This window comes from Nocardia iowensis, from assembly GCF_019222765.1.
GTDB lineage: Bacteria > Actinomycetota > Actinomycetes > Mycobacteriales > Mycobacteriaceae > Nocardia > Nocardia iowensis.
Genome location: NZ_CP078145.1, coordinates 5,804,648 through 5,829,765, shown reverse-complemented (window position 1 = coordinate 5,829,765; position 25,118 = coordinate 5,804,648). Strand labels below are relative to the sequence as shown.

Annotated in this window: 20 protein-coding genes; 16 read left to right on the top strand and 4 right to left on the bottom strand. The window is 68.8% G+C overall.

All coding sequences use genetic code 11. From position 1 onward, the window contains the following. Positions 1-77: 77 nt before the first annotated feature. From KV110_RS26735 to KV110_RS26715, 5 genes are all read left to right on the top strand, one after another. On the top strand, positions 78-1,580 hold the full coding sequence (locus KV110_RS26735) for an MFS transporter (RefSeq protein ID WP_218470009.1): 1,503 nt from the start codon (positions 78-80) through the stop codon (positions 1,578-1,580). Between the two features lie 100 nt (positions 1,581-1,680). Beyond that, on the top strand, positions 1,681-2,550 hold the full coding sequence (locus KV110_RS26730; RefSeq protein WP_246633997.1) for an SDR family NAD(P)-dependent oxidoreductase: 870 nt from the start codon (positions 1,681-1,683) through the stop codon (positions 2,548-2,550). A 199-nt stretch (positions 2,551-2,749) separates the two neighbouring features. Further along, positions 2,750-3,400 (top strand): urease accessory protein UreF, encoded by a 651-nt coding sequence (locus KV110_RS26725; RefSeq protein ID WP_218470008.1) that lies wholly within the window; start codon positions 2,750-2,752, stop codon positions 3,398-3,400. A gap of 26 nt (positions 3,401-3,426) precedes the next feature. Then, on the top strand, positions 3,427-4,146 hold the full coding sequence (gene ureG, locus KV110_RS26720) for an urease accessory protein UreG (protein ID WP_218470007.1): 720 nt from the start codon (positions 3,427-3,429) through the stop codon (positions 4,144-4,146). Beyond that, entirely contained in the window at positions 4,136-4,792 is a 657-nt protein-coding gene (locus KV110_RS26715; protein WP_218470006.1) for an urease accessory protein UreD, read from the top strand. The genes ureG and KV110_RS26715 overlap by 11 nt, the downstream gene beginning before the upstream one ends. 336 nt (positions 4,793-5,128) lie before the next feature. On the opposite strand, the gene KV110_RS26710 is transcribed toward KV110_RS26715, so the two are convergent. Together KV110_RS26710 and KV110_RS26705 are read right to left on the bottom strand one after the other, a co-directional pair. After that, positions 5,129-5,845 carry a hypothetical protein gene (locus KV110_RS26710; RefSeq protein ID WP_218470005.1) on the bottom strand — a complete coding sequence of 239 codons (717 nt, stop codon included), beginning with the start codon at positions 5,843-5,845 and terminating at the stop codon, positions 5,129-5,131. A gap of 335 nt (positions 5,846-6,180) precedes the next feature. Further along, complete coding sequence (locus KV110_RS26705) at positions 6,181-7,584, bottom strand: NAD(P)/FAD-dependent oxidoreductase (protein WP_246633996.1); 1,404 nt, start codon at positions 7,582-7,584, stop codon at positions 6,181-6,183. 373 nt (positions 7,585-7,957) lie between these two features. Between KV110_RS26705 and KV110_RS26700 the strand changes: the two genes are divergently transcribed. Continuing rightward, on the top strand, positions 7,958-9,469 hold the full coding sequence (locus KV110_RS26700) for a cytochrome P450 (protein WP_218470004.1): 1,512 nt from the start codon (positions 7,958-7,960) through the stop codon (positions 9,467-9,469). 22 nt (positions 9,470-9,491) lie between these two features. Here KV110_RS26700 and KV110_RS26695 read toward each other — a convergent pair whose 3' ends face one another. Next, positions 9,492-10,337, bottom strand: a complete 846-nt coding sequence (locus tag KV110_RS26695) for a serine hydrolase (protein ID WP_218470003.1) — start codon at positions 10,335-10,337, stop codon at positions 9,492-9,494. Between the two features lie 657 nt (positions 10,338-10,994). Here KV110_RS26695 and recC point away from each other — a divergent pair. The 8 genes from recC to KV110_RS26655 all read left to right on the top strand — a co-directional run bounded on the left by recC (position 10,995) and on the right by KV110_RS26655 (position 22,615). After that, a complete protein-coding gene (recC, locus tag KV110_RS26690; RefSeq protein WP_218470002.1) occupies positions 10,995-14,438 on the top strand; it encodes an exodeoxyribonuclease V subunit gamma in 3,444 nt (1,147 codons plus the stop codon). 148 nt (positions 14,439-14,586) lie between these two features. Continuing rightward, complete coding sequence (locus KV110_RS26685) at positions 14,587-17,967, top strand: UvrD-helicase domain-containing protein (RefSeq protein ID WP_218478920.1); 3,381 nt, start codon at positions 14,587-14,589, stop codon at positions 17,965-17,967. Further along, a complete protein-coding gene (recD, locus tag KV110_RS26680) occupies positions 17,964-19,877 on the top strand; it encodes an exodeoxyribonuclease V subunit alpha (RefSeq protein WP_218470001.1) in 1,914 nt (637 codons plus the stop codon). The genes KV110_RS26685 and recD overlap by 4 nt, the downstream gene beginning before the upstream one ends. A gap of 49 nt (positions 19,878-19,926) precedes the next feature. Beyond that, positions 19,927-20,400: an RNA polymerase sigma factor gene (locus KV110_RS26675; RefSeq protein WP_246634776.1), complete on the top strand. Its 474-nt coding sequence runs from the start codon at positions 19,927-19,929 to the stop codon at positions 20,398-20,400. Then, complete coding sequence (locus tag KV110_RS26670) at positions 20,400-21,017, top strand: methylated-DNA--[protein]-cysteine S-methyltransferase (protein WP_218478919.1); 618 nt, start codon at positions 20,400-20,402, stop codon at positions 21,015-21,017. Before KV110_RS26675 ends, KV110_RS26670 begins: the two co-directional genes overlap by 1 nt. Positions 21,018-21,049: 32 nt before the next feature. Further along, entirely contained in the window at positions 21,050-21,778 is a 729-nt protein-coding gene (locus KV110_RS26665; RefSeq protein WP_218469999.1) for a 2OG-Fe(II) oxygenase, read from the top strand. Position 21,779: 1 nt separating this feature from the next. Beyond that, positions 21,780-22,043: an Ada metal-binding domain-containing protein gene (locus tag KV110_RS26660; protein WP_218469998.1), complete on the top strand. Its 264-nt coding sequence runs from the start codon at positions 21,780-21,782 to the stop codon at positions 22,041-22,043. A gap of 62 nt (positions 22,044-22,105) precedes the next feature. Beyond that, positions 22,106-22,615 (top strand): methylated-DNA--[protein]-cysteine S-methyltransferase, encoded by a 510-nt coding sequence (locus tag KV110_RS26655; RefSeq protein WP_218469997.1) that lies wholly within the window; start codon positions 22,106-22,108, stop codon positions 22,613-22,615. Between the two features lie 185 nt (positions 22,616-22,800). Here KV110_RS26655 and KV110_RS26650 read toward each other — a convergent pair whose 3' ends face one another. After that, the gene (locus tag KV110_RS26650) at positions 22,801-23,004 is read right to left on the bottom strand and encodes a cold-shock protein (RefSeq protein WP_069166293.1); all 204 of its coding nucleotides are present in this window, start codon (positions 23,002-23,004) and stop codon (positions 22,801-22,803) included. 461 nt (positions 23,005-23,465) lie between these two features. Here KV110_RS26650 and KV110_RS26645 point away from each other — a divergent pair, with 461 nt between their 5' ends. Beyond that, positions 23,466-24,404: an alpha/beta hydrolase gene (locus KV110_RS26645; RefSeq protein WP_393539929.1), complete on the top strand. Its 939-nt coding sequence runs from the start codon at positions 23,466-23,468 to the stop codon at positions 24,402-24,404. Between the two features lie 107 nt (positions 24,405-24,511). Further along, positions 24,512-25,066 carry a TetR/AcrR family transcriptional regulator gene (locus KV110_RS26640; RefSeq protein WP_246633995.1) on the top strand — a complete coding sequence of 185 codons (555 nt, stop codon included), beginning with the start codon at positions 24,512-24,514 and terminating at the stop codon, positions 25,064-25,066. Positions 25,067-25,118: the final 52 nt, after the last annotated feature.

Sequence of the window (25,118 nt, the reverse complement as noted above, 5' to 3'; positions counted from 1 at the left end):
TCACTTCCGGGGGAGCTTGCGTACACTGTACTCCAGTTGTGCGTACGGCGTACGCGAGATGGAGAGGAAATTTCAGGATGACAGACGTTGAGGCCACGCGGGCCACACCGGCGGCGCCCGCTGTCGGCTCGCGCCGTGCCTGGCTCGGCCTTGCGGTGCTGCTGCTCCCGGTGCTGCTGGTGTCGATGGACATCTCGGTGCTGTTCCTGGCGATGCCGACGCTCACCCTCGACCTCGATCCGTCGGCCGCGCAGCAGCTGTGGATCCTCGACATCTACGGTTTCCTGATCGCCGGCCTGCTGATCACCATGGGCAACCTCGGTGACCGGATCGGTCGGCGCAACATCCTGCTCGCCGGCGCCGCGATCTTCGGCATCGCGTCGATTGTCGCCGCCTTCGCGCCGAGCCCCGCGGTGCTCATCATCGCGCGTGCGCTGATGGGCGTCGGCGGTGCGACCCTGTTGCCGTCCAGCCTCGCGTTGATCTCCACCCTGTTCCCCGACGCCCGCGAACGGGCCGCCGCCATCGGCGTGTGGACCGCGTTCTTCGCCGGCGGCTCGGCGGTCGGCCCGATCATCGGTGGCGTCCTGCTGCACCACTTCTGGTGGGGCTCGGTGTTTCTCATCAACATCCCGGTGCTGCTGATCCTGCTCGCCTTCGGTCCGTTCGTGCTGCCCGAGCACCGGGCCGGCGTGCACGGACCGCTGGATCTGCCGAGCGTCGCGCTGTCCATCGGCGGCATCCTGCCGCTGGTGTACGGGATCAAACACGCCGCGGCCGAAGGGATCGACGCCGAGTCGATCATCATCGCGCTGATCGGTGTGGTGCTGCTGACCGTCTTCGTGCGCAGGCAGCGCCAGCTCGCCGAGCCGCTGCTCGATCTGCGGCTGTTCACCCGCGCCGGATTCTCGGTGGCCATCGGGTCCAGCCTCGTCGGCATGATGTCGCTGGCGGCGCTGAGCTACCTGACCAGCATCTACTTGCAGTCGGTCACCGGACGCGATCCGCTCGCCGCGGCGGTGCTCGGCATTCCGATGGCGGTCGCGGTGTTCATCTTCTCGATGAGCGGCGCGCGAGTCGGTCACCGCTTCGGGGCGCGCAACACCTTTGTCTTCGCGTTGACCGCTTCGGCCGTCGGCAATCTCATGTTGTTCGGGGTGGGCGTGCACAGTGGGCTCTGGTGGTACCTGGTCGGGTCCACCATCGCCGGAGTCGGTTACGGCCTGGCCTTCACGCTGGTGTCGGATGTCGCGGTGTCCTCGGTGCCGCCGGAGCGCGCCGGTTCGGCGGTCGGTATCTCGGAGACCAGCTTCGAGCTCGGCAACGCGCTCGGCCTTGCATTGCTGGGATCGCTTGCCGCACTGGTCTTCCGGTCCGGCGGCGACTACGCGTCGACGCTGGGGGAGACCATCCAGCAGGCCGACGGGAACGCGGCGGTGATCGAGTCGGCGCGCGAATCCTTCGTCTCGGGCATGCATATCGCGACCGCGGTCGGTGCCACAGTGCTGATCGCGATGGCGATGATCGCGCGATTCGCCTCGCCTCGGCACATTCAGGTGAACCCGGGCGCCGGTCACTAGGCGCGCCCTGATCACCGGCGGCCCCTTCGCGAGGCCGTCGGTGATCACGCGCCCGGAATACCACGAGTCAAATTGGCACTCTGCTAATAAAGTCGGAAGGGTGAACCAACCTCCGGCGCAGAGCAATGGGCGGCCGATCGCCGAACGAGTGGCGACCCGACTGCTGTATCCGACCTCACGTCCGCGCGAAAAGACGCTGCGCGAGGCCGTGGACGGCAAGGTCGTCCTGGTCACCGGCGCATCGCACGGCATCGGCAAGGCCAGCGCCCGCAAGCTCGGCGCGGCGGGTGCGATCGTGCTGCTCGTCGCCCGCTCCGCCGAAGACCTGCACCAGGTCGCCGTCGAGATCGAGGCCGACGGTGGCACCGCGCACGTCTATCCCACCGACCTCACCGACATGGACGCCGTCGAACGGCTCGGTCGGCAACTCCTGGCGGAGCACGGCCACCTCGATGTGGTGATCAACAACGCGGGCAAGTCGATTCGCCGTTCGATCAGCAAGTCCTACGACCGCTTCCACGATTTCACCCGCACCATCGACATCAACTATCTCGGCCCCGTGCGCCTGTTGCTCACCCTGCTGCCGGATATGCGCGAACGCAAACAGGGCCACATCGTCAACATCTCGACCTGGGGTGTGCTCATGCCGCCCGCCCCGCAGTGGGCTGCCTACGGCGCGTCGAAGTCGGCCTTCGACGTCTGGCTACGCAGCGTCGCCGCGGAGGTCTCCGGCGACGGTGTCACCACCACCTCCATCTACATGCCGCTGGTGCACACCAGAATGAGCGCGCCCACCGACTTCAGTCGCGTCCCCGGCCTCACCGTCGACGAAGCCTCGGATCTGGTCTGCCACGCGGTGACCGCCAAGCCCCGCGAAATCGCACCATGGTGGTCGGCCCCCGTCCAAGCCTGGACCGACCTCACCCGCAACCAGGTCCAGCGCTTCTTCGAACGCGCCTTCCGCCGCTGACCGCGCCGCCGCGCAGGACATGACGAAGCCGCCACTCAACGTTCGCCGCCGTCATGTCCCGTTCGCTGTCGCGGTGTGCCGGCCGGGACATGCTGGAGGCGCTACTCGATGTTTGCCCTCTTCATGTCCCGCTCGCTGACCGACGGGCGGCGGCGCCACCCAGACACGCCCGCGACACGCCGGGGCTTAGGATTCCTCGGTGGGTGAAATCGGTCCGACGAGTCTGGCGACGCTGTTCGCGCTGGCGGATTCGCGGTTGCCGATCGGCGGGCACGTGCACTCCGGTGGGGTGGAGGAGGCGGTGGCGTCCGGTCTGGTGCGCGATGTCGCGACGGTCGAGCTGTACCTGCGCCGCCGGATCCGGACCTCGGGACTGGTCGCGGCCTCGCTGGCCGCCGCGGTGTGCGCGGGCGCGCTGGAACCGGCGCTGGCCGAGGCCGAGGCGGACGCGCGGACACCGGCGCCCGCCGCGCGGACGGCGTCGCGGGCGCAGGGCCGTGGCCTGCTGCGACTGGCCAAACAGCTGTGGCCACACGATGATTGGTCGCCGCTGGGCACCCGGCCGCACCTGTCGACGGTCTTCGGCATGGTCGGCGCCGCCTGTGCGGTGACGCCGCAGGAGATCGCGGGCGTGGTCGTCTACACCACCCTGACCGGCGCCGCCACCGCCGCCCAACGGCTGCTCGCGCTGGACCCGGCCGCCATCGCCGGATGCACCGTCCGCCTCGCCGACCTCTGCGACCGCACCGCGGCCGAGGCGGCCGACGGTCTGGCCTGCCTGTCCGACCCGTTGCAAGACGTCCTCGCCCAGCGCCATCTGCGCCGCGATATGCCCCTGTTCGCCAGCTGAGTCCCCGAAAGAAGGAGAGCGCCACCATGCCCCCGCACCTGATCGACGGTGAACCGCACGACCACACCCACGATCGGCCGAAACGCGAGCGCACACCGGGTGAAGCGCTGCGCATCGGCATCGGCGGGCCGGTCGGTTCCGGCAAAACCGCGCTGGTCGCCGCGCTGTGCCGGCAACTGCGCGACGAACTTTCGCTCGCCGTGCTGACCAACGACATCTACACCACCGAGGACGCCGACTTCCTGCGCAGGCACGCGGTGCTGCCGGACGAGCGGATCACCGCGGTGCAGACCGGTGGCTGCCCGCACACCGCCATCCGCGACGACATCACCGCGAATCTGGACGCCATCGACGATCTGATCGCGGCGAATCCGCCACTGGATCTGATCCTGGTGGAATCCGGCGGTGACAACCTCACCGCGACGTTCTCCTCGGGCCTGATCGACGTGCAGATCTTCGTCGTCGACGTCGCGGGCGGCGACAAGGTGCCGCGCAAAGGCGGTCCCGGCGTGACGTTCTCGGACCTGCTCGTGGTCAACAAGACCGATCTCGCCCCGCTGGTCGGCGCGGATCTCGGGGTGATGGAGCGGGACGCGGCGAAGGTGCGCGAAGGCCGCCCGACCGCGCTGATCTCGCTCACCGACGACCCGGCCGCCACGCCGGTGCTGGCCTGGGTGCGCGAGCAGTTGCGTGCCATGGCGGAGCAGGACCGGCGGACCGGCGCCGAATCCGCTGTTGCGCACTGACCTACGGATCGTCGCGACCGCCGCCGCGCTGCCCGAGATCCACGCGAGCGGCGGGCTGTCGGCCCGCCGCACCGGCCCGCACGCGGTGCACCTGATCGGCACGGCCGCGACCCCGCTGGGCGGGGACGAACTCGACATCAGCATCGTGGTCGGTCCCGGTGCGCGGCTGGTGGTCCGTTCGGTCGCGGCCACCCTCGCGTTGCCGAGTGTGCGGACGCCATTGTCCAGGGCGCACTGGCGGTTCCAGGTCGACAGCGGAGGAGAGCTCGACTTCGACCCGGAACCGACGATCGTGGCGGGCGGCGCACACCATCACACGATCACCTCGATCCTGCTGGCCGCGGACGCTCGACTGCGGCTGCGGGAACGCGTGCAAATCGGACGTTCCGGCGAGGACAGCGGCGGCTGGCGTGGGGACTTGATCGCCGATGTCGCCGCAACCCCGTTGCTGCGGCATCGTCTGGAGTTGGGTGCGGGCACCGCCGTGGACGACGCGCTCGCGGCCCCGCGAGCGTTGGAGAGCGAACTGCTCTACCCGGACGATCGCCCGGTGGACACGACCGGCCTGACCGAGACGCGCTTGCCACTGGCAGCAGGGGGAACCTTGCTCACCCGGACGAGCTCACTGCTCGTCGCTGCCCATTGATCGGGATGGCCCAGAAGGGCGTCGGCGCCACCTGCGGACCAGGAATGCGGCCAGCACGCCGACTATCCCGAAGAAAGGCACCGCGCCCAGCAAAACGACCATCCAGTCGCCCGTTTCCATGGCACCCCTCTCGCCAATTGCTGTCGTGTTGCGCTGATCTTGACAATAAAACGACTCGCCCATGGCGACTCGCCGAGCCCGATCCGCGCCTCGGTGGCGGCCGTCACGTTGAGGTGTGGCGGCCCCGGAACCGGAGATAGAGAAAGGGTGGGAACTCGACAGTGTCGTCGGGCTCCCACCCTTTTTCGGACTGCACGCACTAGCCACTCGAGTTGGTCAGTCGCCGACGACCCGCGAAGGGGCGTTGAACGCGTTGACCGCACCGACGGCCGCACCGGCCGCCGCGCCGATCGCCGCCGCGGGGACGGTGATCACGGCAGCGCCGAACGAGGCGCCGAGCATTGGCCCCGCAACAATGCCGACCGGCACGAACGGCAGCCCGACTACCAGGCCAAGCGTGCCGCCGACGAGCCCGGAAATCGCCGCGAACGGCGCACCCGATGCCGCACCCGCCATCGCGCCCATGGCGGCCGTGCCGACGGTCTGCCCGGCGATCCGGTCCGACCTGCTGCGTTCCATCCCGATCGAGTCCAGGAAGGTCGCCAGGTTGGCCTCGACCATGGCCGAGTTGTCGTTGATCTGGATGGCCTGTTCCGGGTCGATCCAGTCCGGCGCGTCGACCTGCACGTCGCCGAAGCGGAACTTGCCCGGCGGCGGCGCGATCGGCGGCACCGGGGCCACCGGGACGGGTGCGTGCAGCACACCGACCGGCGCCAGGTACTTCTTCTCCGGCAGCGGCCGCGACCACTGCAGCGAGCTGCGGGTGTTGTCCGGGATGTTCAAGCCCTCGTACGGCAGCGCGTTCGGCGGCTCGGCCGCGGGCCACTGTGCGGGCATGTCCTGTGCCGCCGCATTGGGTTGTGCAGGCTCGGCATTGGCGGTGCCGGTGCCGACCAGTGCGAGGACCAGCGGTACCGCACCTGCCGCGACCATCGAGCCCACCTTTTGCCGCTGTGGGTTGGGGGCTCTGTGCTTGCCTGTGCCCATAGGTAGATCGCCTTTCGTCAGGTCAGAAGAGATGTCACTTTCGACGTCCCACATTCGGACCCGCTGGGCACCTGGATGGGTTCATTTTCGGCCGACTCGCGCTCAATGCCGTTGCCGACGAATAGCTACGTGTGGGTTGCGGATGCGCGCCCAGGCAGCTGTCCGGACACTTCCGACATCCCGCCAGACCGCCTCGGCAAGAAACGACCGAAGGCGTCCTTCGGCTCTGTCGGACAGAACGAAGAACGCCTCCGGTTGGATCAGGCGGTACGGCGGTGGGGCTAGCTCACTCTGCCTTCGATGGCGGCCTTGGCCTTCTCGGCGAGCTTGCCGTTGTCCGCGGGCGGTGCGCCGAGCGCGGCCGCGAGTTCGTCGGCCTCCTCCTCGTCGGAGTTGACCTGTTCGAGCGCGAGCCTGGCGAACACCCACTGCTCGGTGGCGGCCATCTGGCCGCGGCTGCGGCCGAGGAAGGTGACGAACCACTGGATGACGGTGATGATCCGGCTGCGGTAGCCGATCAGGTAATACAGGTGCAGCGCGAGCCAAGCCAGCCAGGCGATGAACCCGCTGAATTCCAGCTTGCCGACCTGGCACACGGCGTTGAACCGCGACACGGTCGCCATGCTGCCCTTGTTGAAGTACTTGAACGGCTTACGGTCCTGCGGCGCTTGGCCGTGCAGCCCGGCTTTGATCGCCTTGGCCGCGTAGGTGGCGCCCTGGATCGCGCCCTGCGCCTGTCCCGGCACGCCAGGCACCGACATGAGGTCGCCGACGACGAAGACGTTCGGATGTCCCTTGATGGTCAGGTCCGGCTCGACCACGACGCGTCCGGCGCGGTCCACCTCGGTGCCGTCGGAGCGTTCGGCGAGCATCTTGCCGAGCGGGCTGGCCTGCACGCCGGCCGACCACACCTTGCAGGACGACTCGATGCGCCGGATGGTGCCGTCGGCGTCCTTGACCGTGACGCCCAGCGCGTCGATATCGGTGACCATGGCGTTGAGCTGGATCTCCACGCCCATCTTCTCCAGCCGCCGCTTGGCCTTGTTGCCGAGCTTCGGGCCCATCGGGCCGAGCACCGCGCCCGCACCCTCGAGCAACACGACGCGGGCGTCGCGCGGATCGATGTTGTGGAAGGTGCCTTCAAGGGTGCGATCGGCGAGTTCGGCGATCTGCCCGGCCAATTCGACTCCGGTGGGTCCGGCGCCGACCACCACGAAGGTGAGCAGCCGGTCCCGCATCTCCTGGCTGGTGGCCAGCTCCGCACCCTCGAACGAACCGAGGATGCGGCCGCGTAGTTCCAGTGCGTCATCGATGGTCTTCATGCCGGGGGCGTAGGTGGCGAACTGGTTGTTGCCGAAGTACGACTGCTGCGCACCGGTGGCGACGATCAGGCTGTCGAACGGGGTGACGGTGTTCTGGTTGAGCAGGCGCGAGGTGACCGTCTTCGCTTCGAGGTCGATGTCGATGACATCGCCGAGCAGCACCTGCGCGTTCTTCTGCTTGCGCAGCACCAGCCGGGTCGCGGGCGCGATCTCACCGACCGAGAGGATGCCGGTGGCGACCTGGTAGAGCAGTGGCTGGAACAGGTGCGAGGTGGTCTTGGAGATCAAGGTGATGTCGACGTCGGCGCGCTTGAGGTGCTTGGTGCCGAACAGGCCGCCGAAGCCGGAGCCGATCACCACCACCTGGTGACGACGGTTCTCGACAGACTGAGTGCGCCCACCCGTCTCCCGGCCACCGCCCCTCACCGAATCGCTACGCGATGCTGTGAGACCCGTCTCCCGGCCACCGCCCCTCACCGAATCGCTACGCGATGCTGTGCTCATCGTCCTGCTCCTCGACAGACCTGGGGTTTGTCCCCCGCGAACGGTTGTTGACAGGTCCCAACCGTAGTCGGGTCGATCTCGACCGTCACGGCGACATCCCTGTTCCGGGTATGTTGCGCCGGCGCTGCCTCGGTACCGCCGGGCCGCGTTCGCTGTCCTGCGTTGCGGCGAACCGACCGAATGAATGCGCAAAAGAGAATACGATAAACGCTGTCGCTCAGGGAGGTTTGCCATGGTCGCCGGGGACCGTGCAGTCGGCCGAAAGCCCAGCGTGCGCGGGCAATCCGAGGGCATGACCGAATCCGAGAACAGCGCGCTTATCGACGTACCGCACGACCATCTGGTCGATCGGGCGCTCGGCCTGCTACCGGAACGCCACCACGTCCTCGCAACACCGCCACCGGGCAGCGACACCGCCGCGGTGCACGGTGACGCCGGACTGCCGTATCTGGGTCGCGCGTTGCAGTACATGCGCTGGGGTCCGGCCGAGATGGTGGGGCGGTATCGCAAATACGGACCGGTTTCGGTGAGCACCTCGCTCGGCGTCGACCGCGTGCTCGTCGCCGGTCCCGAGGCGCTCGACGAGGTACTCGGTCGACGTCGCCGCGACTTCGGCCAGGGCTGGGACTATTTCATCGGCCCGTTCTTCCGGCGCGGACTGCTGTTGCTCGAATTCGACGAGCACAAATTCCATCGCCGGATCATGCAGCAGGCGTTCACCAGGGACCGCCTGGAGGCCCACCTCGCCGCGCTGACTCCCGTGGTGCGCGCGAGCGTCGAGCGCTGGGTTCCCCAGGGCGGCAACGCCGAACGGACCGTGCGCCTGTATCCGACCATCAAGGAACTGACCCTCGATATCGCGGGCGAGACCTTCATGGGCGTCGATGTCGGGCCGCGCAGGCGTGAGCTCATCGACGCGTTCGTCGATTGCACGCATGCGGGTCTGGCGATCATCCGGCATTCGGTGCCCGGCGGCAACTGGCGGTCCGGGCTGCGCGGCCGGAAGGTCCTGGAGGAGTACTTCACCGCGATGCTGCCGGAGAAGCGGCGCGTCGAAACACCGGACTTCTTCTCCGGCCTCTGTCATGCGCGCAGCGAGGACGGTGGTGTGTTCGGTGACGCGGATGTGGTGAACCACATGATCTTTCTGATCATGGCCGCGCACGACACCACCACGACAACGGCCACCGCCATCGCCTACTACCTGGGCAAACATCCGGAATGGCAGGAACGGGTGCGGGCCGAGGTGCTCGCGCTCGACGCCGAAATCGACGGCGCGGCACCGACTATCGCCGACCTGGACCGGCTGACCGACCTCGATCTGGTGGTGAAGGAGAGCCTGCGGCTGATGCCGCCGGTGCCGGGACTGTCGCGTCGTGCGGTGCGCGACACCGAGATCGCCGGACATTACATCCCGGCAGGCACCGCGATCGACCTCGCCTACCAGGTCAATCACCTGCTGCCGGAGTTGTGGACCCATCCCGAACTGTTCGATCCCGGACGCTTCGGCCCGGACCGGCATGAGGACAAGTCGCATCGCCTGGCCTGGCTGCCCTTCGGCGCGGGCGCGCACAAGTGCATCGGCATGCACTTCGGCACGTTCGAGGTGAAGACGGTGATCGCCGCGCTGGTGCGTGCGTACGCGTGGCAGATCCCGGAAAAGTACCGAATGCCGTGGGGGTTCACCACGATTCCGTTCCCGAGGGACGGAGCGCCGATGGTGCTGCGCCGGCGCTCCGCCTGAACCCAGTGTGCGTAAAGGGCGGTTAACGCCCGGCGAACAACATCTCGGCGACCTTGGTGTCGGTGTCGGCGCCTTCGGTGTAGCCGCCCGCGCCACCGAGCGCGGTCATGATGGCCAGCGTGTACCGCTCGCCCGGACCGGCGAAGCCGACCGAATTCACGACCCAGCCGCCCTGTTCTTCGGACCAGCCGTTCTTCAGGCCCGGTCGCATCTTCTCGCCCGCGCCCCACACACCCCAGTGCTGGTTGCTGTCCACCGAGCGCATGCGGTCCAACAGGTAATCGCGATCATCCGGGTGCATGTTGGTGAGGATGTTGTCCATCAGCCGGTCCAGGTCGGCGGCGGTGCACTTCTGGAACGACCAGTCCGGGAACAGCGCGGTATTGGTCGGCTGCGGCACCAGGGTGCTCATGCCGTTGGCGCGGAACGCGTTGTTGAACGCCATCCGGTCCAGACCCGCGTACTTGGCCCACAGCCGGTCGGTCGCGCCGTCATTGGAGGTGGCCAGCATCGCCTCCATCAACCCGCGATCCTCCGGTGACAGCACGATCGCGCCCACCCTGGCCCGGTTCAGCAGATCCTCGGCGATCGCCAGTTTGATCGTGGAGGCGGTCCATACCGCGTTCTCCGCGTTGGCATTCGCGTAGATGCCACCGGTGACCCGGTCGCGCACAACGTAACCGGTGACGCCGGGACGAGTGGTCAGGTAGTTGTCGACCGCGTTGATCCGTCTGCTCATATCGCAGTCGAAACCGGACAGGCACGCGCTGGTATGCGCGAGGGGTACGGCGGCCGCGCTTGGCAGCAGGGTTGGCGCGCTGGGGATGAGGATCGCCGCAGCGGCGAGGACACAGGCGGATGCGGCCACGCGGGGAACGGATCGGGTGGCGGGCGAGGGTTTACGCACGAGGGATCACGATCGCACATCGGCGAGCTCGGCGCACGTCTTGAGCTCGGGTGTGCCTTGTGCTATCGGAAACGTTGCGCATTTGCGTCCCAGCGGGTTTCGGCCACCATCGGGTGGTTCAGCGAAACGCGGCCTGCAGTTCCTCTACGGTGCGCCCGTTCAGGCGATAGCAGTGCTCGAACGCCTCGGTGTGCCGATCGCGCGGCCAGGAGTGTAGGACGACGGTGCGGCCGTAGCCTCGCGAGTTGACGAGCTCCCAACGATCTCCTACGCGGCGGACCGTGAACCCGCCTCGCGGAACCAGGGGAATCACCATCGCATTCATGAACGCGAACCAGCCTTTCGGTGCAGCTCTCTCGTCCTCCCCGGTTCAGCACTGTCGCACATCGGGCGCGTAGATCCGAGCGGACACGGCGTAGGAATGTGTTCTTGTGTGGTTCATTTCACTCCAGTCACACTGGCACCGTTGCGGGGCGGCAAAGTTGCGTAAAAGTCGCTGGGCGTATAAACGTGCACGAGGCCCGAGGCGTCTCGCCGCCACCGAGCGATCAGCGAGCGCGAACCGCGCGGTTCGATGAGCCCGGCGCAGTCCGATACCCACCGACCGAGAGGGCGCAGATGCCGCTGCACATCCACCGTGCCGAGCGCGCCGATGTCTTGGCGGACGAACTGGCCGGACTGTTGGCTACACCACTGTCGGACCCGTTCGCGGCGGAAGTGGTCGCGGTACCGGCCAAGGGTGTCGAGCGATGGTTGACGCAGCGGTTGTCGTCGGTGCTCGGAGTGTCCGTGGCCGTGGCATTTTCCGCGTCGTTCGATGCCGCGCCGACCGACGGCATCGCGGCGAATATTCAGTTCCCCTCGCCCGCAAGCCTGGTCGCGGAGGCGTTGGCCGCGGCAAGTGGGGTGCGGCCCGAGGATGATCCGTGGGCTGCCGAACGCGTCGTGTGGACCTTGCTGCGAGTGATCGATGCCGCACTCGGGGAGCCGTGGTGCGCGGTGCTCGCCCGGCATCTCGGCGCGAAGGATCCGGCCGGACGGGATCACCGGATCGGTCGTCGCTATGCCACCGCGGCGCACTTGGCCTCGCTGTTCGACAGTTACGCGGCGCAGCGACCCGGACTCGTCACCGAATGGGCCGCGGGGTCCGACACCGACGGTGCGGGCAACCCGGTGCCCGACGATCTGCTGTGGCAGCCCGAACTGTGGCGGCGGTTGCGTGCCGAGGTGGACGCGCCGAGTCCGGCCGAGCGCCTGGCTGCCGCGTGCGCGCGGCTGCGGGCCGAGCCTGAACTTGTTCCATTTCCGTCGCGTTTTTCGCTCTTCGGCGCGACCAGAATGTCGACCGATCAACTCGCCGTGCTTTCGGCGCTGGCCCAGAACCGCGAGATCCATCTGTGGCTGCCGCATCCGAGTCCGGTGATGTGGACGGAACTCGCCGGTACGCCCGCGGCGGGCGCCCGCGCGGCCGACCTCAGTGCGACGGTCCTTCGTCATCCGCTGCTCACCGGGCTGGCCCGCGATGTCCGGGAACTGCAGCAGCGGTTGGCCGAGCCCGCGAGCTCGGACACCTATCATCCGAGCCGCGCCGCCTCGGATGATCTTGTGCTGGACGGGGATCCACGAGACGACGGCCGCACGTCGACCTTGCTCGAGGCGCTGCAAGCCAATATCCGCGATGACCGATGGCCACCGGCCCAGGTGCGTGCCTGCGACGGCACGGTGCAGGTGCACGCGTGCCACGGACCCGCGCGGCAGGTCGAGGTGCTGCGGGAATGCCTGCTCGGATTGTTCGCTGAGGATGAGACGTTGGAGCCGCGTGACGTGCTGGTCATGTGCCCCGAGGTCGAGTCGTTCGCGCCGCTGGTGCGGGCCGCGTTCGGCCAGCGGGTGCCGGGATCGGTGGAGACGGCGCCGGATTCGGCGCATCCGGCGCACCGCCTGCGGGTGCGGCTCGCCGATCGCGGGCGAGGCATCACCAATCCGCTGCTCGCGGTAATCGGAGTGCTGCTCGAACTGGCCGACGGCCGGGTCACCGTGACCCAGGTGCTCGATCTGGCGGCGGCCGAAACGGTCCGGCGGCGTTGCGGATTCGACGACGACGATATCGAACGGCTGCGCGAATGGGCGGCCGAGTCCGGCGCGCGGTGGGGGATCGGGCAGCGCCAGCGACAAGCATTCGGGCTCGCCGATTTCGCGCAGAACACGTTGAACGCCGCGGTGGATCGAATCCTGCTCGGCGTCACGGCGGGCGAAACCTCCGAAGCTGGAGTCGATGGCGGGTCCGCAAACTCCGCCGGCTGGCTCGATCTCGCGCTGCCCCTGGACGACGTGGACAGCAACGACGTCGATTTGGCCGGGCGATTCGCCGAATTCATCGACCGGCTCGCCGTCTGCCTGCGCGATCTGCGCGGCCCGCGCCCCGCGCACGACTGGGCGGCGGTGCTCGGCCGGGCACTGGATCTGCTGACGGATGTGCCGGATTCGCAGGCCTGGGTGCGCACCGAGGCGCGCCAGGAACTGGCCGCCGCCACCGAGCACGCGGGCGATGTGGCGCTGCGGCTGGCCGATGTCGGGGTGCTGCTGCATTCCCGGCTGGCGGCCCGGCCGACCCGCGCCAACTTTCGCACCGGTGAGCTGACCGTGTGCACCATGGTGCCGATGCGTTCGGTGCCGCACCGCGTGGTGGTGCTGCTCGGCCTCGACGACGACGTGTTCCCGCGCACCAGCGGCGTGGACGGTGACGACGTGCTGGCCCGCAATCCGCTACTCGGCGAACGGGATCCGCGCAGCGAGGACCGGCAGCTGCTGCTCGACGCGATCCTCGCGGCCAGGGACAAGCTGCTGGTATTCCACACCGGCGCCGACCCGGTCACCGGCGCGCATCGCCCACCGGCCATCCCGGTGGCCGAACTGCTCGACGTGCTGCGCGCCCATGTCGGCGCGGCGGGCATGGATGCGGTGCTGACCCGACATCCCTTGCAGGCCTTCGATCGCCGGAATTTCCGCGCCGAGAATCCGTTCAGCTTCGACACCGTCGCGCTGGCCGGTGCCCGGTCCGCCGGGCAGCCGCCGATGCCGAGGCCGGCGTTCCTGCCGGAGCCGCTGCCCGCACCGGAACTCACGGATGTGGCACTGGCCGACCTGATCTCGTTCGTCGAGCACCCGATCCGCGCCTTCCTGTGGCAGCGGCTCGGCCTGCGCGTCCCCGAACACGAAGAGGACATCGCCGACCGGCTGCCCATCGAGCTCGACGGACTGGCGAAATGGGAGCTGGGCGAGCGCCTGCTCGCCGCCCGACTGACCGGCGCCGACCCGGCCGCGCTGCGCGCCGCCGAGTGGCGGCGCGGCACGTTGCCGCCCTTCGGTTTCGGCGCCGCGGTGCTCGACGAGGTCGAGCACACGGTGGACAAGCTGGTCCGCGCCTCACAAGGCGACTACGAGGGCGCCGTGCGCGCCGTCGACATCGCGGTGGATCTCGGCAACGGTCGCAGGCTCACCGGGACCGTGCCCGAGGTGCGCGGCGAGACCCTGGTTCGCACCACCTTCTCCCGGCTCGCTCCGAAACACCGGATCGCCGCGTGGGTCTCGCTGCTGGCCCTCGCGGTCACCGAGGATCGCTCGTGGCGTGCCGTCACTACCGGTCGCGGCCAATTCGGCCGCCCCGCATGGCGTTCGGAGATCACCGCGCCGGATATGCCTGCGGCGCGGGCCATCCTGCGCGAACTCGTCGCCCTTCGAGATGCCGGAATGACCGAGCCCCTTCCGGTCGCGCCCGGTGCCACGGCGGCCTACGCCGAACGCCGGTTTCGCGGCGCCAACACCGACGAGGCCATCGTGGCCGCCGAACGGGAGTTCAACGGCGGCCCGAACGGCCCCGGCCCGTTCGGTGACCACACCGACCGTCACCTGCGCTATGTCTGGGGACCGGCGCCGCGCCTGGAACACCTCATGGCGATTCCCGCCCCGCCCGGTGAACCGGGGGAGACCACCCGCTTCGGCGCGCTGGCCCGCCGGATATGGGTGCCGTTGCTGAGCGCCGAAAGCCAGGGGCAACCGTGACGGAGCCAGGGGCAACCGTGACGGTCGGCACCGTCACGCGTGTCGGTGGCGCGGGGTCGCGCGTCGGACCGGCAGAATGGCGGTTTCAGCGGGTCGAAAGGCGGGTGTTCGCGTGACCGTGCAAGACGCCTCGTTCGTGGTGCCCGACATGGACGCACCCGACAGCTTCGAGCCACACGGTCCGCTGCCCACCGGGACGACCGTGCTGGAGGCGAGCGCGGGGACCGGCAAGACGCACGCGATCGTCGGGTTGGCGGTGCGGTACGTGGCCGAGACCGGGATCGATGTCTCGCAGCTGCTGCTGGTCACGTTCAGCCGGGCGGCCACGCAGGAATTGCGCGAGCGCACCAGGGACCGGTTCGTGACGGTCGCGGCGGGGCTCGGCGACCCGGAGCTGGCCCGTGCGCACGCCGATGACCTGATTCGCTATCTGGCGCAAGCGGATTCGGACGAGGTGCGGCGCAGGCGGGCTCGGTTGCTTGCGGCCCTTTCGGATTTCGACGCGGGCACCATCGCGACCACGCACAGCTTCTGCCAGCGCATGCTGGACGAGCTCGGGCTGGCGGGCGAGCACGATCCCGGTTCGCGGCTGGTCGAGACCGTCGACGAGCTGGTCGGCACGGTCGCCGACGATCTGTACCTGAACCGGTACGCCCGTACCGAACCGCCGTTCTCGGTGAAAGAGGCGCACACGCTGGCGCTGGCCGCCGTGCGCGACCGGCACGCGGTGCTGGTGCCGAAGGGCGACTCCGCGGCCGGCGAACGGGTGGCCTTCGCGACCGCGGTCCGCACCGAAACCGAACGGCGCAAGCGACTGGCCGGGTTGCGCGACTTCGACGACCTGCTGGTGCTGCTGCACGACGTGCTGGCCGATCCCGAGCACGGGCCCCGTGCCTGCCGCCGCATCCGCGAGCGCTACCGGGTCGCGCTGGTGGACGAATTCCAGGACACCGACCCGCTGCAGTGGGACATCCTGCGCCGCTCCTTCCACGGCCACGCCACCCTGGTGCTCGTCGGCGACCCGAAGCAGGCCATCTACGCCTTCCGCGGCGCGGAGGTGCTCAGCTATCTGGACGCGGTCGCGCACGCCGACACCCGCAAGGAACTCACCACCAACTGGCGCAGCGACGCCGGTCTGCTGGCCGCGCTGGACCACCTGCAGGGCGGTGCGGCCTTGGGGCACAAGGAGATCACCGTCTATCCGGTGGCCGCGACCAGGCCGTGGTCGCGGCTGTCCGGGCCCGACGAGCTCAGCACTCCGCTGCGCATGCGCTGCCTGACGCGGACCGGGGCCGGACCGTTGAACAAGTCCGGCTTTCCCGCGGTAGGTCGCATGCGTGCGAAGGTCGCGGACGATCTCGCCGCCGACATCGTTCGTCTCTTGGAGTCCGGAACCACGTTGGCCACCAACGCGCAGCCGAGTCGCGCCGACCAGAATGCGGCTGTGCCGGATTCGGGCGAGCGGGTCCCGGATGCCGTGACGTGCAGGCCGATCAGCCCTGGCGATATCGCGGTCCTGGTGCGGACGCGGTCCCAAATCGACGTCGTGCGAGCGGCGTTGGATCGGGTCGGCGTCGCCTCCGTGCTGGCGGGCGGCACCAGCGTATTCGCGACGAGCAGTGCCACCGACTGGCTCTGGTTGCTGCGGGCGTTGGAGCAGCCGCATCGCGCCGACCGGGTGCGGTTGGCGGCGTGCACGCCGTTGATCGGGGCCACCGCCGCCGAGATCGACAGCGGCGGTGCGGATCTGGTCGGCCGGGTCAGTGCGCAATTGCGTGATGCCGCCCGGTTGTTCGCCCGCGCCGGGTTCGCGGCGGTCTTCGAAAAGATCTCCGCCGAGGCCGATTTGGCACACCGGCTGCTCGCCGTCGAGAACGGGGAGCGACAGCTCACCGATCTGCGGCACATCGCGCAGCTGCTGGACCAGGTGGCGCTCACCGAGTCGCTCGGGTTGACGGCGTTGACCCGCTGGCTGGCCGATCGGGTGCGTGACCCCGCCTCGGGCACGGTCGCCGACCGCAGCCGCAGGCTGGACCGCGATGCCGCGGCGGTGCAGATCGCCACCGTGCACGCCAGCAAGGGCCTCGAATTCCCCATCGTGTATTTGCCGTTCGCCTGGGACAACGCGAAGAACCCCTACCCGGCGACGCTGCTCTTCCACGACGACAACGGCTCGCGCGTGCTCGACGTCGGCGGTCAGGACGCCTCCGGTTACGCGGAACGCAAGCTGCGCAGCGAAACCGAGGAGGCGGGCGAGGAACTGCGCCTGCTGTACGTCGCGCTGACCCGCGCCATGTGCCAGGTCGTCGCATGGTGGGCGCCCGCGATCACCACCGCGGCGTCGCCACTGCACCGGATGATCCTCGGGCGGCCGGACGGCGGCGACACGGTGCCGCCGCGAGCCGCGGTACCGGCGGATGCGGTTGCGCCAGGCCTGCTTTCGGCGTGGGCCGGGGGAGCGGGAGCGGCGATCTCGGTGACGGCAGTCGCCGGGACGGACGACGTCGCGCTCCGGCGGGTGCGCACCGAACCGGTCACCGGTGAGCTGGCCGCCGCCCGCTTCGACCGCGTGCTCGACCACCAATGGCGGCGGACCTCGTATTCGGCGCTGACCGCGTCCGCGCACGGCCCGGTTACGCCGGAACTGGACATCGAGCCCGAGGCAACGCGCGGTCCAGCGGATGAGCCGAGCACCCCAGTGGCCGCCGAAATCGAAGAGGTGTTCGCCGGTCCGCCGTCGCTGATGAACTCGCTGCCCTACGGCGCGGAGTTCGGCACCCTCGTGCACGGTGTACTGGAGCTGATCGACACCGACGCAATGGATCTGGCCGCCGAGGTGGACAATCGGTGCCGGGCCGCGATCGACGAACTCATGGCCGAAGCCGATCCGGCGGTGCTCAGCACCGCCCTCCTCGCCGTGCTGCGCACCCCACTCGGCATCGGCTCGCTCGCCGACATCGCCAACCGAGACCGCTTGAACGAGTTGGAATTCGAGCTGCCGCTGGCCGGTGGTGACGCGCCGGGCGCCGAGTCGGCGACCTTGCGCCAGATCGCGGACCTGCTGCGCACCCACCTGCCCACCGACAACGACCTTTTCGTCTACGCCGACCACCTGGCCACCCTCGACGACATCCCACTGCGCGGTTACCTGACCGGCAGCATCGACGCGGTCCTGCGGGTCACCGACGGCCCCGACCCGCGATTCGTGATCGTCGACTACAAGACCAACCGGCTCGGCACCGGCGACCTCACCGTCGAGCACTACACCCGCGACCGGATGGCCGCCGAGATGCTGCGCTCGCACTACCCGCTGCAAGCTCTGCTGTATGCCGTTGCCCTGCACCGCTACCTGCGCTGGCGGCTGCCCGGCTACGACCCGGCCCGCCACCTCGGCGGCGCCCGTTACCTGTTCGTCCGCGGCATGATCGGTCCCGAAACCCCCAGCGGCTGTGGCGTCTTCGATTGGCATCCGCCCGCCCCGCTGATCGTGGCCTTGTCCAGGCTGCTCGCCGGTGAGGTCACCCGATGACCTCGATTCAGTTGGCGCAGCGGGGAACCGGGCTGTTGCGGACGTTCAACGAGGCGGGGGTGCTGTCCGCCGCGGACGTGCATGTCGCGGTGCGGTTGGGACGCCTCGGTCGGGAGACCACCGAGGAGGTGCTGTTCGCGGCGGCGCTGGCGGTGCGGGCGGTGCGTTCCGGCTCGGTGTGCCTCGAGCTGCATCGGATACGGGAGATCGGTATCGATGCCGACGAAACCTGGGACACCGGAGAGCGAATCGACCCGGCGACGCTGCCGTGGCCCGATATCGAGGCGGTGGTGGCGGCGCTGCGAGTCAGTCCGCTGGTGACCGGTGGTCCCGCGGGGCCGCTGCAACCGTTGCGGCTGGTCGAATCGCAGCGCCGCGACGATACCGGGCCGCTGCTCTACCTGGATCGGTACTACCAGCAGGAGCAGACCGTCCGCCGCGTCCTCACCGAACGGTCCGGTCACCATCCGGTGGTCGACCCGAATATCGTTCGCCGCGAACTGGATCGACTGTTCGACGCGCCCGTCGGCGGGGTGCCCGACCGGCAGCGGCTCGCGGCCGCGCTCGCCGCGACGCACTGGACCACCGTGGTAGCGGGTGGCCCCGGCACCGGCAAGACGCACACCATCGCGCGCATCATCGGCCTGCTCGACGCGCACCGCAAGGCCAATCCCAAACTGCCCGCGCTGCGTATCGCCCTCGCCGCGCCCACGGGCAAGGCCGCGGCCCGGCTGCAAGAGGCGGTGCGCGAACAAGCCGACGCGCTCGGCCTGCCCGACCTCACCGCCGCCACCCTGCACCGCCTGCTCGGCTGGCAGCGCGGTCGCACCACCAGGTTCAAGCACCACGAATTCAACCGGCTGCCCTACGACGTGATCGTCGTCGACGAAACATCCATGGTCTCGCTCACCATGATGAGCAGGCTGTTCGGCGCCCTGCGGCCGGATACCCGGCTGGTGCTCGTCGGCGACCCGGACCAGCTCGCCTCGGTCGACGCGGGCGCGGTCCTCGCCGACCTGGTCGCGGGACCCGTTGCGGGCACACCGAATCCGATGCTCGACGAGATCCTCGGCTCGGATTCGCCGGAATCCGCCGCGCCGGAACAACATCCGGCCGCGCTGACCGCGCTGGAGCGAACACGCCTGCGCGGCGGCATCGTTCGGCTGACCCGCGGCCGCCGTTTCGGCGGCCGGATCGCCGACCTCGCGGTCGCGGTTCGCGCGGGCGATGCCGACACCGCGCTCGAACTTCTTCGCGCGGGCGGTGACGAACTGTCGCTCAGCGCTCCGGACGAGATGGCCGCTGTCCGTGCGGATGTCGTGCGCGCCGCCCGCGAGGTGACCGCGGCCGCCCTCGATGGCGACGCCGCGGGCGCGCTCGCCGCCCTCGAATCGCACCGCCTGCTGTGCGCGCACCGGCAAGGCCCGTTCGGTGTCGAACGCTGGGATCGGATGGCCGCCGAATGGGCGGCCGCCGGTGGCGCGGGCCCCGACTCCCACCAGGCCCCCTGGTATCCCGGCCAGCCGCTGCTGGTCACCGCCAACGACCACGAGGCCCGCATCTACAACGGCGACACCGGCGTCGTCGTGCGCATGCCGGACGGTTCGTTGCGCGCGGCACTGCAACGCGGCAGCGAGCCGTACCTGGTGCATCCGACCCAGTTCCCGGCCGTGGTCACCGTGTTCGCGATGACCATCCACCGCAGCCAGGGCAGCCAGTACGACACCGTCTCGGTGGTCCTGCCCGAGCCGGAATCGACCCTGCTGACCAGGGAACTGCTCTACACGGCCATCACCCGCGCCCGCCGCCACGTCCGCGTCATCGGCACCGATGAATCCATCAGGGCCGGTATCGCGCGCCGGGTGTTGCGCGCCAGCGGGCTGTCCCGGCGCGCGGACGACAGCCGATGACCAGGCAATCTCACGTTTCCGACGTCCCGCGCGTCTACCCAGTGTGAGATTGCCTCCGTTCGAGGAAGTGGTGGCCGAGTACGGCCCGATGGTGCTGCGCGTCTGCCGGGCGGTGCTCGGTCCGACGGACGCGGCCGACGCGTGGTCCGAGACATTCCTGTCCGCCCTGCGCGCGTATCCGGACCTCGACCCCGGCGCGAACATCGAGGCATGGTTGGTCACCATCGCGCACCGGCGCGCGATCGACATCGGCCGCGCGCTCACCCGCGCTCCGGTCCCGGCCGAGACACTGCCCGAGCGTCCGTCGGCGGCGCCCGACCCGGCCGACTACGACCACGACCTCTGGGCCGCCTTGCAAGCGCTGCCGCCCAAGCAGCGCCAGGCGGTCGCCTACCACTACCTGGCAGGCCTCCCGCACGCCGAAATCGCCGCGCTGCTCGGCAACTCCACCGATGCCGCCCGCCGCGCCGCCGCCGACGGTCTCAAGACACTGCGCAAGCTCTACCCGAAGGATGAAACATGATGGCCACCATCGACCGTGGCGACCCGGACGGTCTGTTCGACGGCCTGAGCTCGGACAGTGCCGATCTCCTGGCCCAGTTGCGCCGCCGGTTGGCGGCCGAGGCGCAGTCCGCGGGGTTGCTCGACGTCGCGTACCGCACCGTGGACACCCCGGTCGGCAGGCTGCTGCTCGCGGCCACCCCGGCGGGCCTGGTGCGTGTCGCCTATCCCATCGAGGATCACGACGCCGTCTTGACCACGCTCGCCGAGCGGGTCAGCCCGCGCGTGCTCGCCGCGCCCGCCCGCCTCGACGCCGCGGCGCGCGAGATCGACGAGTACTTCGCCGGTGTCCGAACGCATTTCGACCTGCCGCTGGACCTGCAACTGACCGGCGGATTCCGCCGCCAGGTGATCGAGCACCTGACCGATATCGGCTACGGTCGCCGGGAGAGCTACGCCGCCGTGGCCGCCGCCGTCGGCAATCCGCGCGCGGTGCGCGCTGTCGGGTCGGCCTGTGCGCACAACCCACTGCCCGTGGTGGTTCCGTGCCATCGGGTGGTGCGCAGCGATGGGTCGATCGGCCAGTACGTGGGTGGGATCGAAGCCAAGTCCACGCTGCTGACCCTGGAAGCGGCATAGCCCACCCAATAACCCGCTGGCTTGGAGGCGGTATGAGAAACACGAAAAGCACTGCTGCACTGACCGATCGAGTGAACGCCCAGCCGTGGCCGGAACTCATCGACGAGATCGATGCGTACGGTTGTGCGCAGACCGGCCCACTCCTGACGCCGGACGAATGTGCCGAGTTCACCCGAATGTGGGATGACCTACCGAGATTCCGCTCGACCATCGACATGGCGCGCTACCGATTCGGCCAGGGCACCTACCGGTACTTCGCCGACCCGGTGCCCGAGCCGATCATGGCCATGCGCGCCGCGTTCTACCGAAAGCTGTTGCCCGTCGCCCGTTCCTGGGCCGAACGGCTCGGTGATCCGGCACCGTGGCCGAATGATTTCGCCGACTGGCTCGACGCCTGCCATGGCGCCGGGCAGGTCAAGCCGACGCCGATCCTGTTGCGCTACACCGAGGGTGACTGGAATGCCCTGCACCGCGACCTCTACGGCGAGCTGGTGTTTCCCTTGCAGGTCGTGATCGGGTTGGACCGGCCGCGCATCGACCACACCGGCGGCGAGTTCCTGCTCGTCGAGCAGCGGCCGCGCGCGCAGTCGAAAGCGACGGTCACCGTGCTGGAACAGGGCCACGGCCTGATCTTCACGACGCGCGACCGGCCGACCCCGTCGAGCCGCGGCTGGTCTCGTGCCCCGGTCCGCCACGGCGTCAGCCGAATCCGCGGCGGCATCCGGCACACCCTCGGTCTCGTCCTGCACGACGCCGAATAGCGTGTACACGCTGCTCGACGCCGACGGTCGCGCGTATCCGAGCCCGACACCGGGCCGATACGGCGGCCACCGGCGCGGTCGAATCTACGGCTGTCTCGACTGCCCGTCCGCTCTGCGCGCCCTGGCCCGTGGCGCCTATCGGAACCACCGCGTCTTCTTCGCCGACGAAGCCACCGCGGTCAGCGCGGGCTATCGCCCGTGTGCCGTCTGTCTGCCGGATCGGTACGCGGCCTGGAAAGCGGTTCAGTGCAATAAGTCTCAGTGATCTCACGTTCGCGGCTCGGTCGGCGTCTACCAGGTGACAAGATCGCCGAACAGGAGCACATCATGCAGATCCCCGCCGCTCGCACAGTCCACGCCTCGACACTGGGCAACCTGCGCATCGAGGCGAGCCCGAAGGGCATCACCATGGTCGTCTTCACCGACGACGCCCCGTCGCCGCCGATTGCCGAAAACTCTTGCGCGCTCGAATATCTCGTCACCGCGATCACCCAGATCGACGGCTACCTCGCGGGTGCTCGCCACGAATTCACTGTTCCCACCGATCGGTCTGCGATGAACGCCTTCGACCGCCGAGTCCTCGAAACTCTGGAAACGACAACTCCGCACGGCCACACGATCACCTATGGCGCGCTCACCCGTGCCCTCGGTCGTGGCCCGGCGGATGCGCGGAAAATCGGCGGCGCACTGTCCCGTAACCGGCTGCTCATCCTGATCCCGTGCCACCGAGTCGTCGGTGCGGACGGCTCGCTCACCGGCTATGCGGGCGGACTCGCCGCGAAACGGGCCCTGCTGGACCTGGAGTCCGCCGAACTCCTTCTGCCCCTGGGAATCTGAGCTGCGAGAACGCGACGAGACAGCTCGCCCGGTCGTCGACCAGAGTTTGTCAGAGGAGAATACACAATCATGTGAGACAACTCACACGCAAAGTGTTGTGGCTGGAGGCAATGACCGTCTCGCGCCTGCATCGGCAGGTGTGCCCCTCCCACCCGAAAAGTGGGAGGAGCGTCAATCCGGCCTGATCAGATGGCGCGGACGTCCGTGGCCTGCGGACCCTTCTGGCCCTGGCCGACCTCGAACTCCACACGCTGTCCCTCATCGAGGGACTTGAACCCGGACCCGCCGAGAGCCGAGTAGTGGACGAAGACGTCGGGACCGCCGCCGTCCTGCGCGATGAAGCCGAACCCCTTCTCCGCGTTGAACCACTTGACGACGCCCTGTGTCATATTTTCTCCTCTTACTCGGTGATTGTTCAGTCCACAGAAATGTTGCAAAAAAGAAGGACTCAGTGGACAGCATTCCATGCGCGCTCGCCGCATGGTTAACGCGGGCGGGCGGATTGTGTGCAAAAGCATTCTCCGCTCACTGCTCTACCGGCCTACAGCCGACAGCACTAGCGCGGCGCAAGCCTACCTTTTTCCCTTCGATTCCGGGCGACGCGCCTAGGCGGCTCGACGCGCAACCCGGTGTTGATCGTTCGGCGCGCCGCGAAACGGATCAGGGGCTGCCGTCGGCTCCGGCCTTCGGCGCGCATCCGTTTCCGCTGCTCGTGTCGCTTCATCGAAATCCGGCGGCGACGACGAGGCGAACGCTACCCGTCGAGACCTGGATGGCTGTCCTGTCAAGACCCGAAACTTGGTCCTTTGCTTAAGGTTTGATGTTGATCTTTGGGCGGTATAACGGAATTGTGGCGGCTTCAAAATATTTGGTTTCGTTGGTCGGTGCGCTGGTGGTTTCTGTTCTGTCCGTTTGTCCCGCGGCGGCGAACCCGGGCGGTGCGCGGGTGGTCGAGGAGGCGTCGCTGGGGGGATCCGTATCGCGGATGGATGTCTACTCACCCTCGATGGATCGGGTGATCACCAACCGGGTGATTCGCGCCACCGGGGGTCCCGCACCCACGTTGTATCTGCTGACAGGCATCGGTGGTGGTCAGGACGGCATCTCCTGGTGGGATGACACCGATGTCCGGGAATTCTTCGCCGACAAGCACGTCAACGTGGTGATGCCGGTTGGCGGCGCGTACAGCATGTACACCGACTGGATCGCCGACGACCCCGCGGTCGGCCGCAACCGGTGGCAGACCTATCTCACCCGCGAACTCCCGGGTGTCCTCGACGCGGAGCTCAACTCCACCGGACGCAACGCAATCGCCGGAGTGTCGATGAGTGCGGCCTCCGCGGTCGACCTCGCGATCCAAGCGCCCGACGTGTACAGCGCCGTCGCGGCGTACAGCGGATGTCCGTGGACCTCGGATCCCCTCGGGGTGGCGATGGTCAACGCCCAGGTTGGGCGCGGCGGGGGCAATACGATGAACATGTGGGGCGCCCCCGGCGACGCGATCTGGCGCGCCCACGACGCGTTCGCCAATGCGGGTGCACTGGCCGGAAAGACGATCTACCTGTCCGCCGCCACCGGCACGCCGGGCGCGATCGACGAGGGCGGGCTGCCGTTCCCGCCGATCGAGGCCATCGCGAGCTCGTGCACCGCGGCGTTCGCGGGCAGACTCGCCCAACTCGGGCTCCCCGCAACCCACATCAACCGCCCCGAAGGCGCACACACCTGGGGCCAGTTCGAGACCGATCTGCACGACTCCTGGCCGCACCTGGCCCGCGCCCTCGGTGCCTGAACCCGAAACGCGACCATAGCCACTGCTCTACGCTGCTCTTCCGGAGCTCGGCAACCGGAGGATGCATGACGAGTGAGAACGAACCGGTGGGCCGAAAACGAGATTCGGTGACTACCAGGGCCGCGATCCTGGCGGCGGCGCAGGAATTGTTCGCCGAGCGCGGGTTCGAGCGCGCCACGGTGCGCGACATCGCCGGCCGGGCCGGGGTGAATCAGGCATTGCTGTTCCGGTACTTCGGTAGCAAGGACGAGTTGTTTCGCGCGGCGATCGCGGATCAGGGGCGGCGGGTGCTGGACGAGGGGCCGGTCGACGGGTTGCTCGGCAGGCTGCTGGCGCGGGCGCTCGAGCCGACCGGAGCGGAGGCGCAAGGGCATTGGTTGCAGGCCGCACTGCGGTCCAGCGGACACGATGAGGGTGCGTCGGCGATCCGTCGCGAGTTGGGCGACGAGTATGTCCGCGCGCTTTCCTCGCTCACCGATGATCCCGATAGCGAGTTGTGTGCCGACCTGCTGCTCGCCTGGCTGCTCGGCATCGGACTGATGCGCTCGGTGCACCGCAGAGAGCCGCTGGCCAGCGCCGATCCGGCGACGGTTGCCCATCATGTGCTGCGTGCGGCCCAGGTGCTGTTGGCCGATGTGGACGTGAATTTCCCACCGCCGTAACGGAATCCGGCCGTTGACGAGGCGTTGTGACCTCCCTAACATTGAGACTTGT

Coding starts and splice junctions, on each gene's coding strand:
- KV110_RS26735 (WP_218470009.1), top strand. CDS start 78: ATGACAGACGTTGAGGCCACGCGGGCCACACCGGCGGCGCCCGCTGTC.
- ureG (WP_218470007.1), top strand. CDS start 3,427: ATGCCCCCGCACCTGATCGACGGTGAACCGCACGACCACACCCACGAT.
- KV110_RS26710 (WP_218470005.1), bottom strand. CDS start 5,845: ATGGTCGCGGCAGGTGCGGTACCGCTGGTCCTCGCACTGGTCGGCACC.
- KV110_RS26700 (WP_218470004.1), top strand. CDS start 7,958: ATGGTCGCCGGGGACCGTGCAGTCGGCCGAAAGCCCAGCGTGCGCGGG.
- recC (WP_218470002.1), top strand. CDS start 10,995: ATGCCGCTGCACATCCACCGTGCCGAGCGCGCCGATGTCTTGGCGGAC.
- KV110_RS26685 (WP_218478920.1), top strand. CDS start 14,587: ATGGACGCACCCGACAGCTTCGAGCCACACGGTCCGCTGCCCACCGGG.
- recD (WP_218470001.1), top strand. CDS start 17,964: ATGACCTCGATTCAGTTGGCGCAGCGGGGAACCGGGCTGTTGCGGACG.
- KV110_RS26670 (WP_218478919.1), top strand. CDS start 20,400: ATGGCCACCATCGACCGTGGCGACCCGGACGGTCTGTTCGACGGCCTG.
- KV110_RS26665 (WP_218469999.1), top strand. CDS start 21,050: ATGAGAAACACGAAAAGCACTGCTGCACTGACCGATCGAGTGAACGCC.
- KV110_RS26655 (WP_218469997.1), top strand. CDS start 22,106: ATGCAGATCCCCGCCGCTCGCACAGTCCACGCCTCGACACTGGGCAAC.
- KV110_RS26650 (WP_069166293.1), bottom strand. CDS start 23,004: ATGACACAGGGCGTCGTCAAGTGGTTCAACGCGGAGAAGGGGTTCGGC.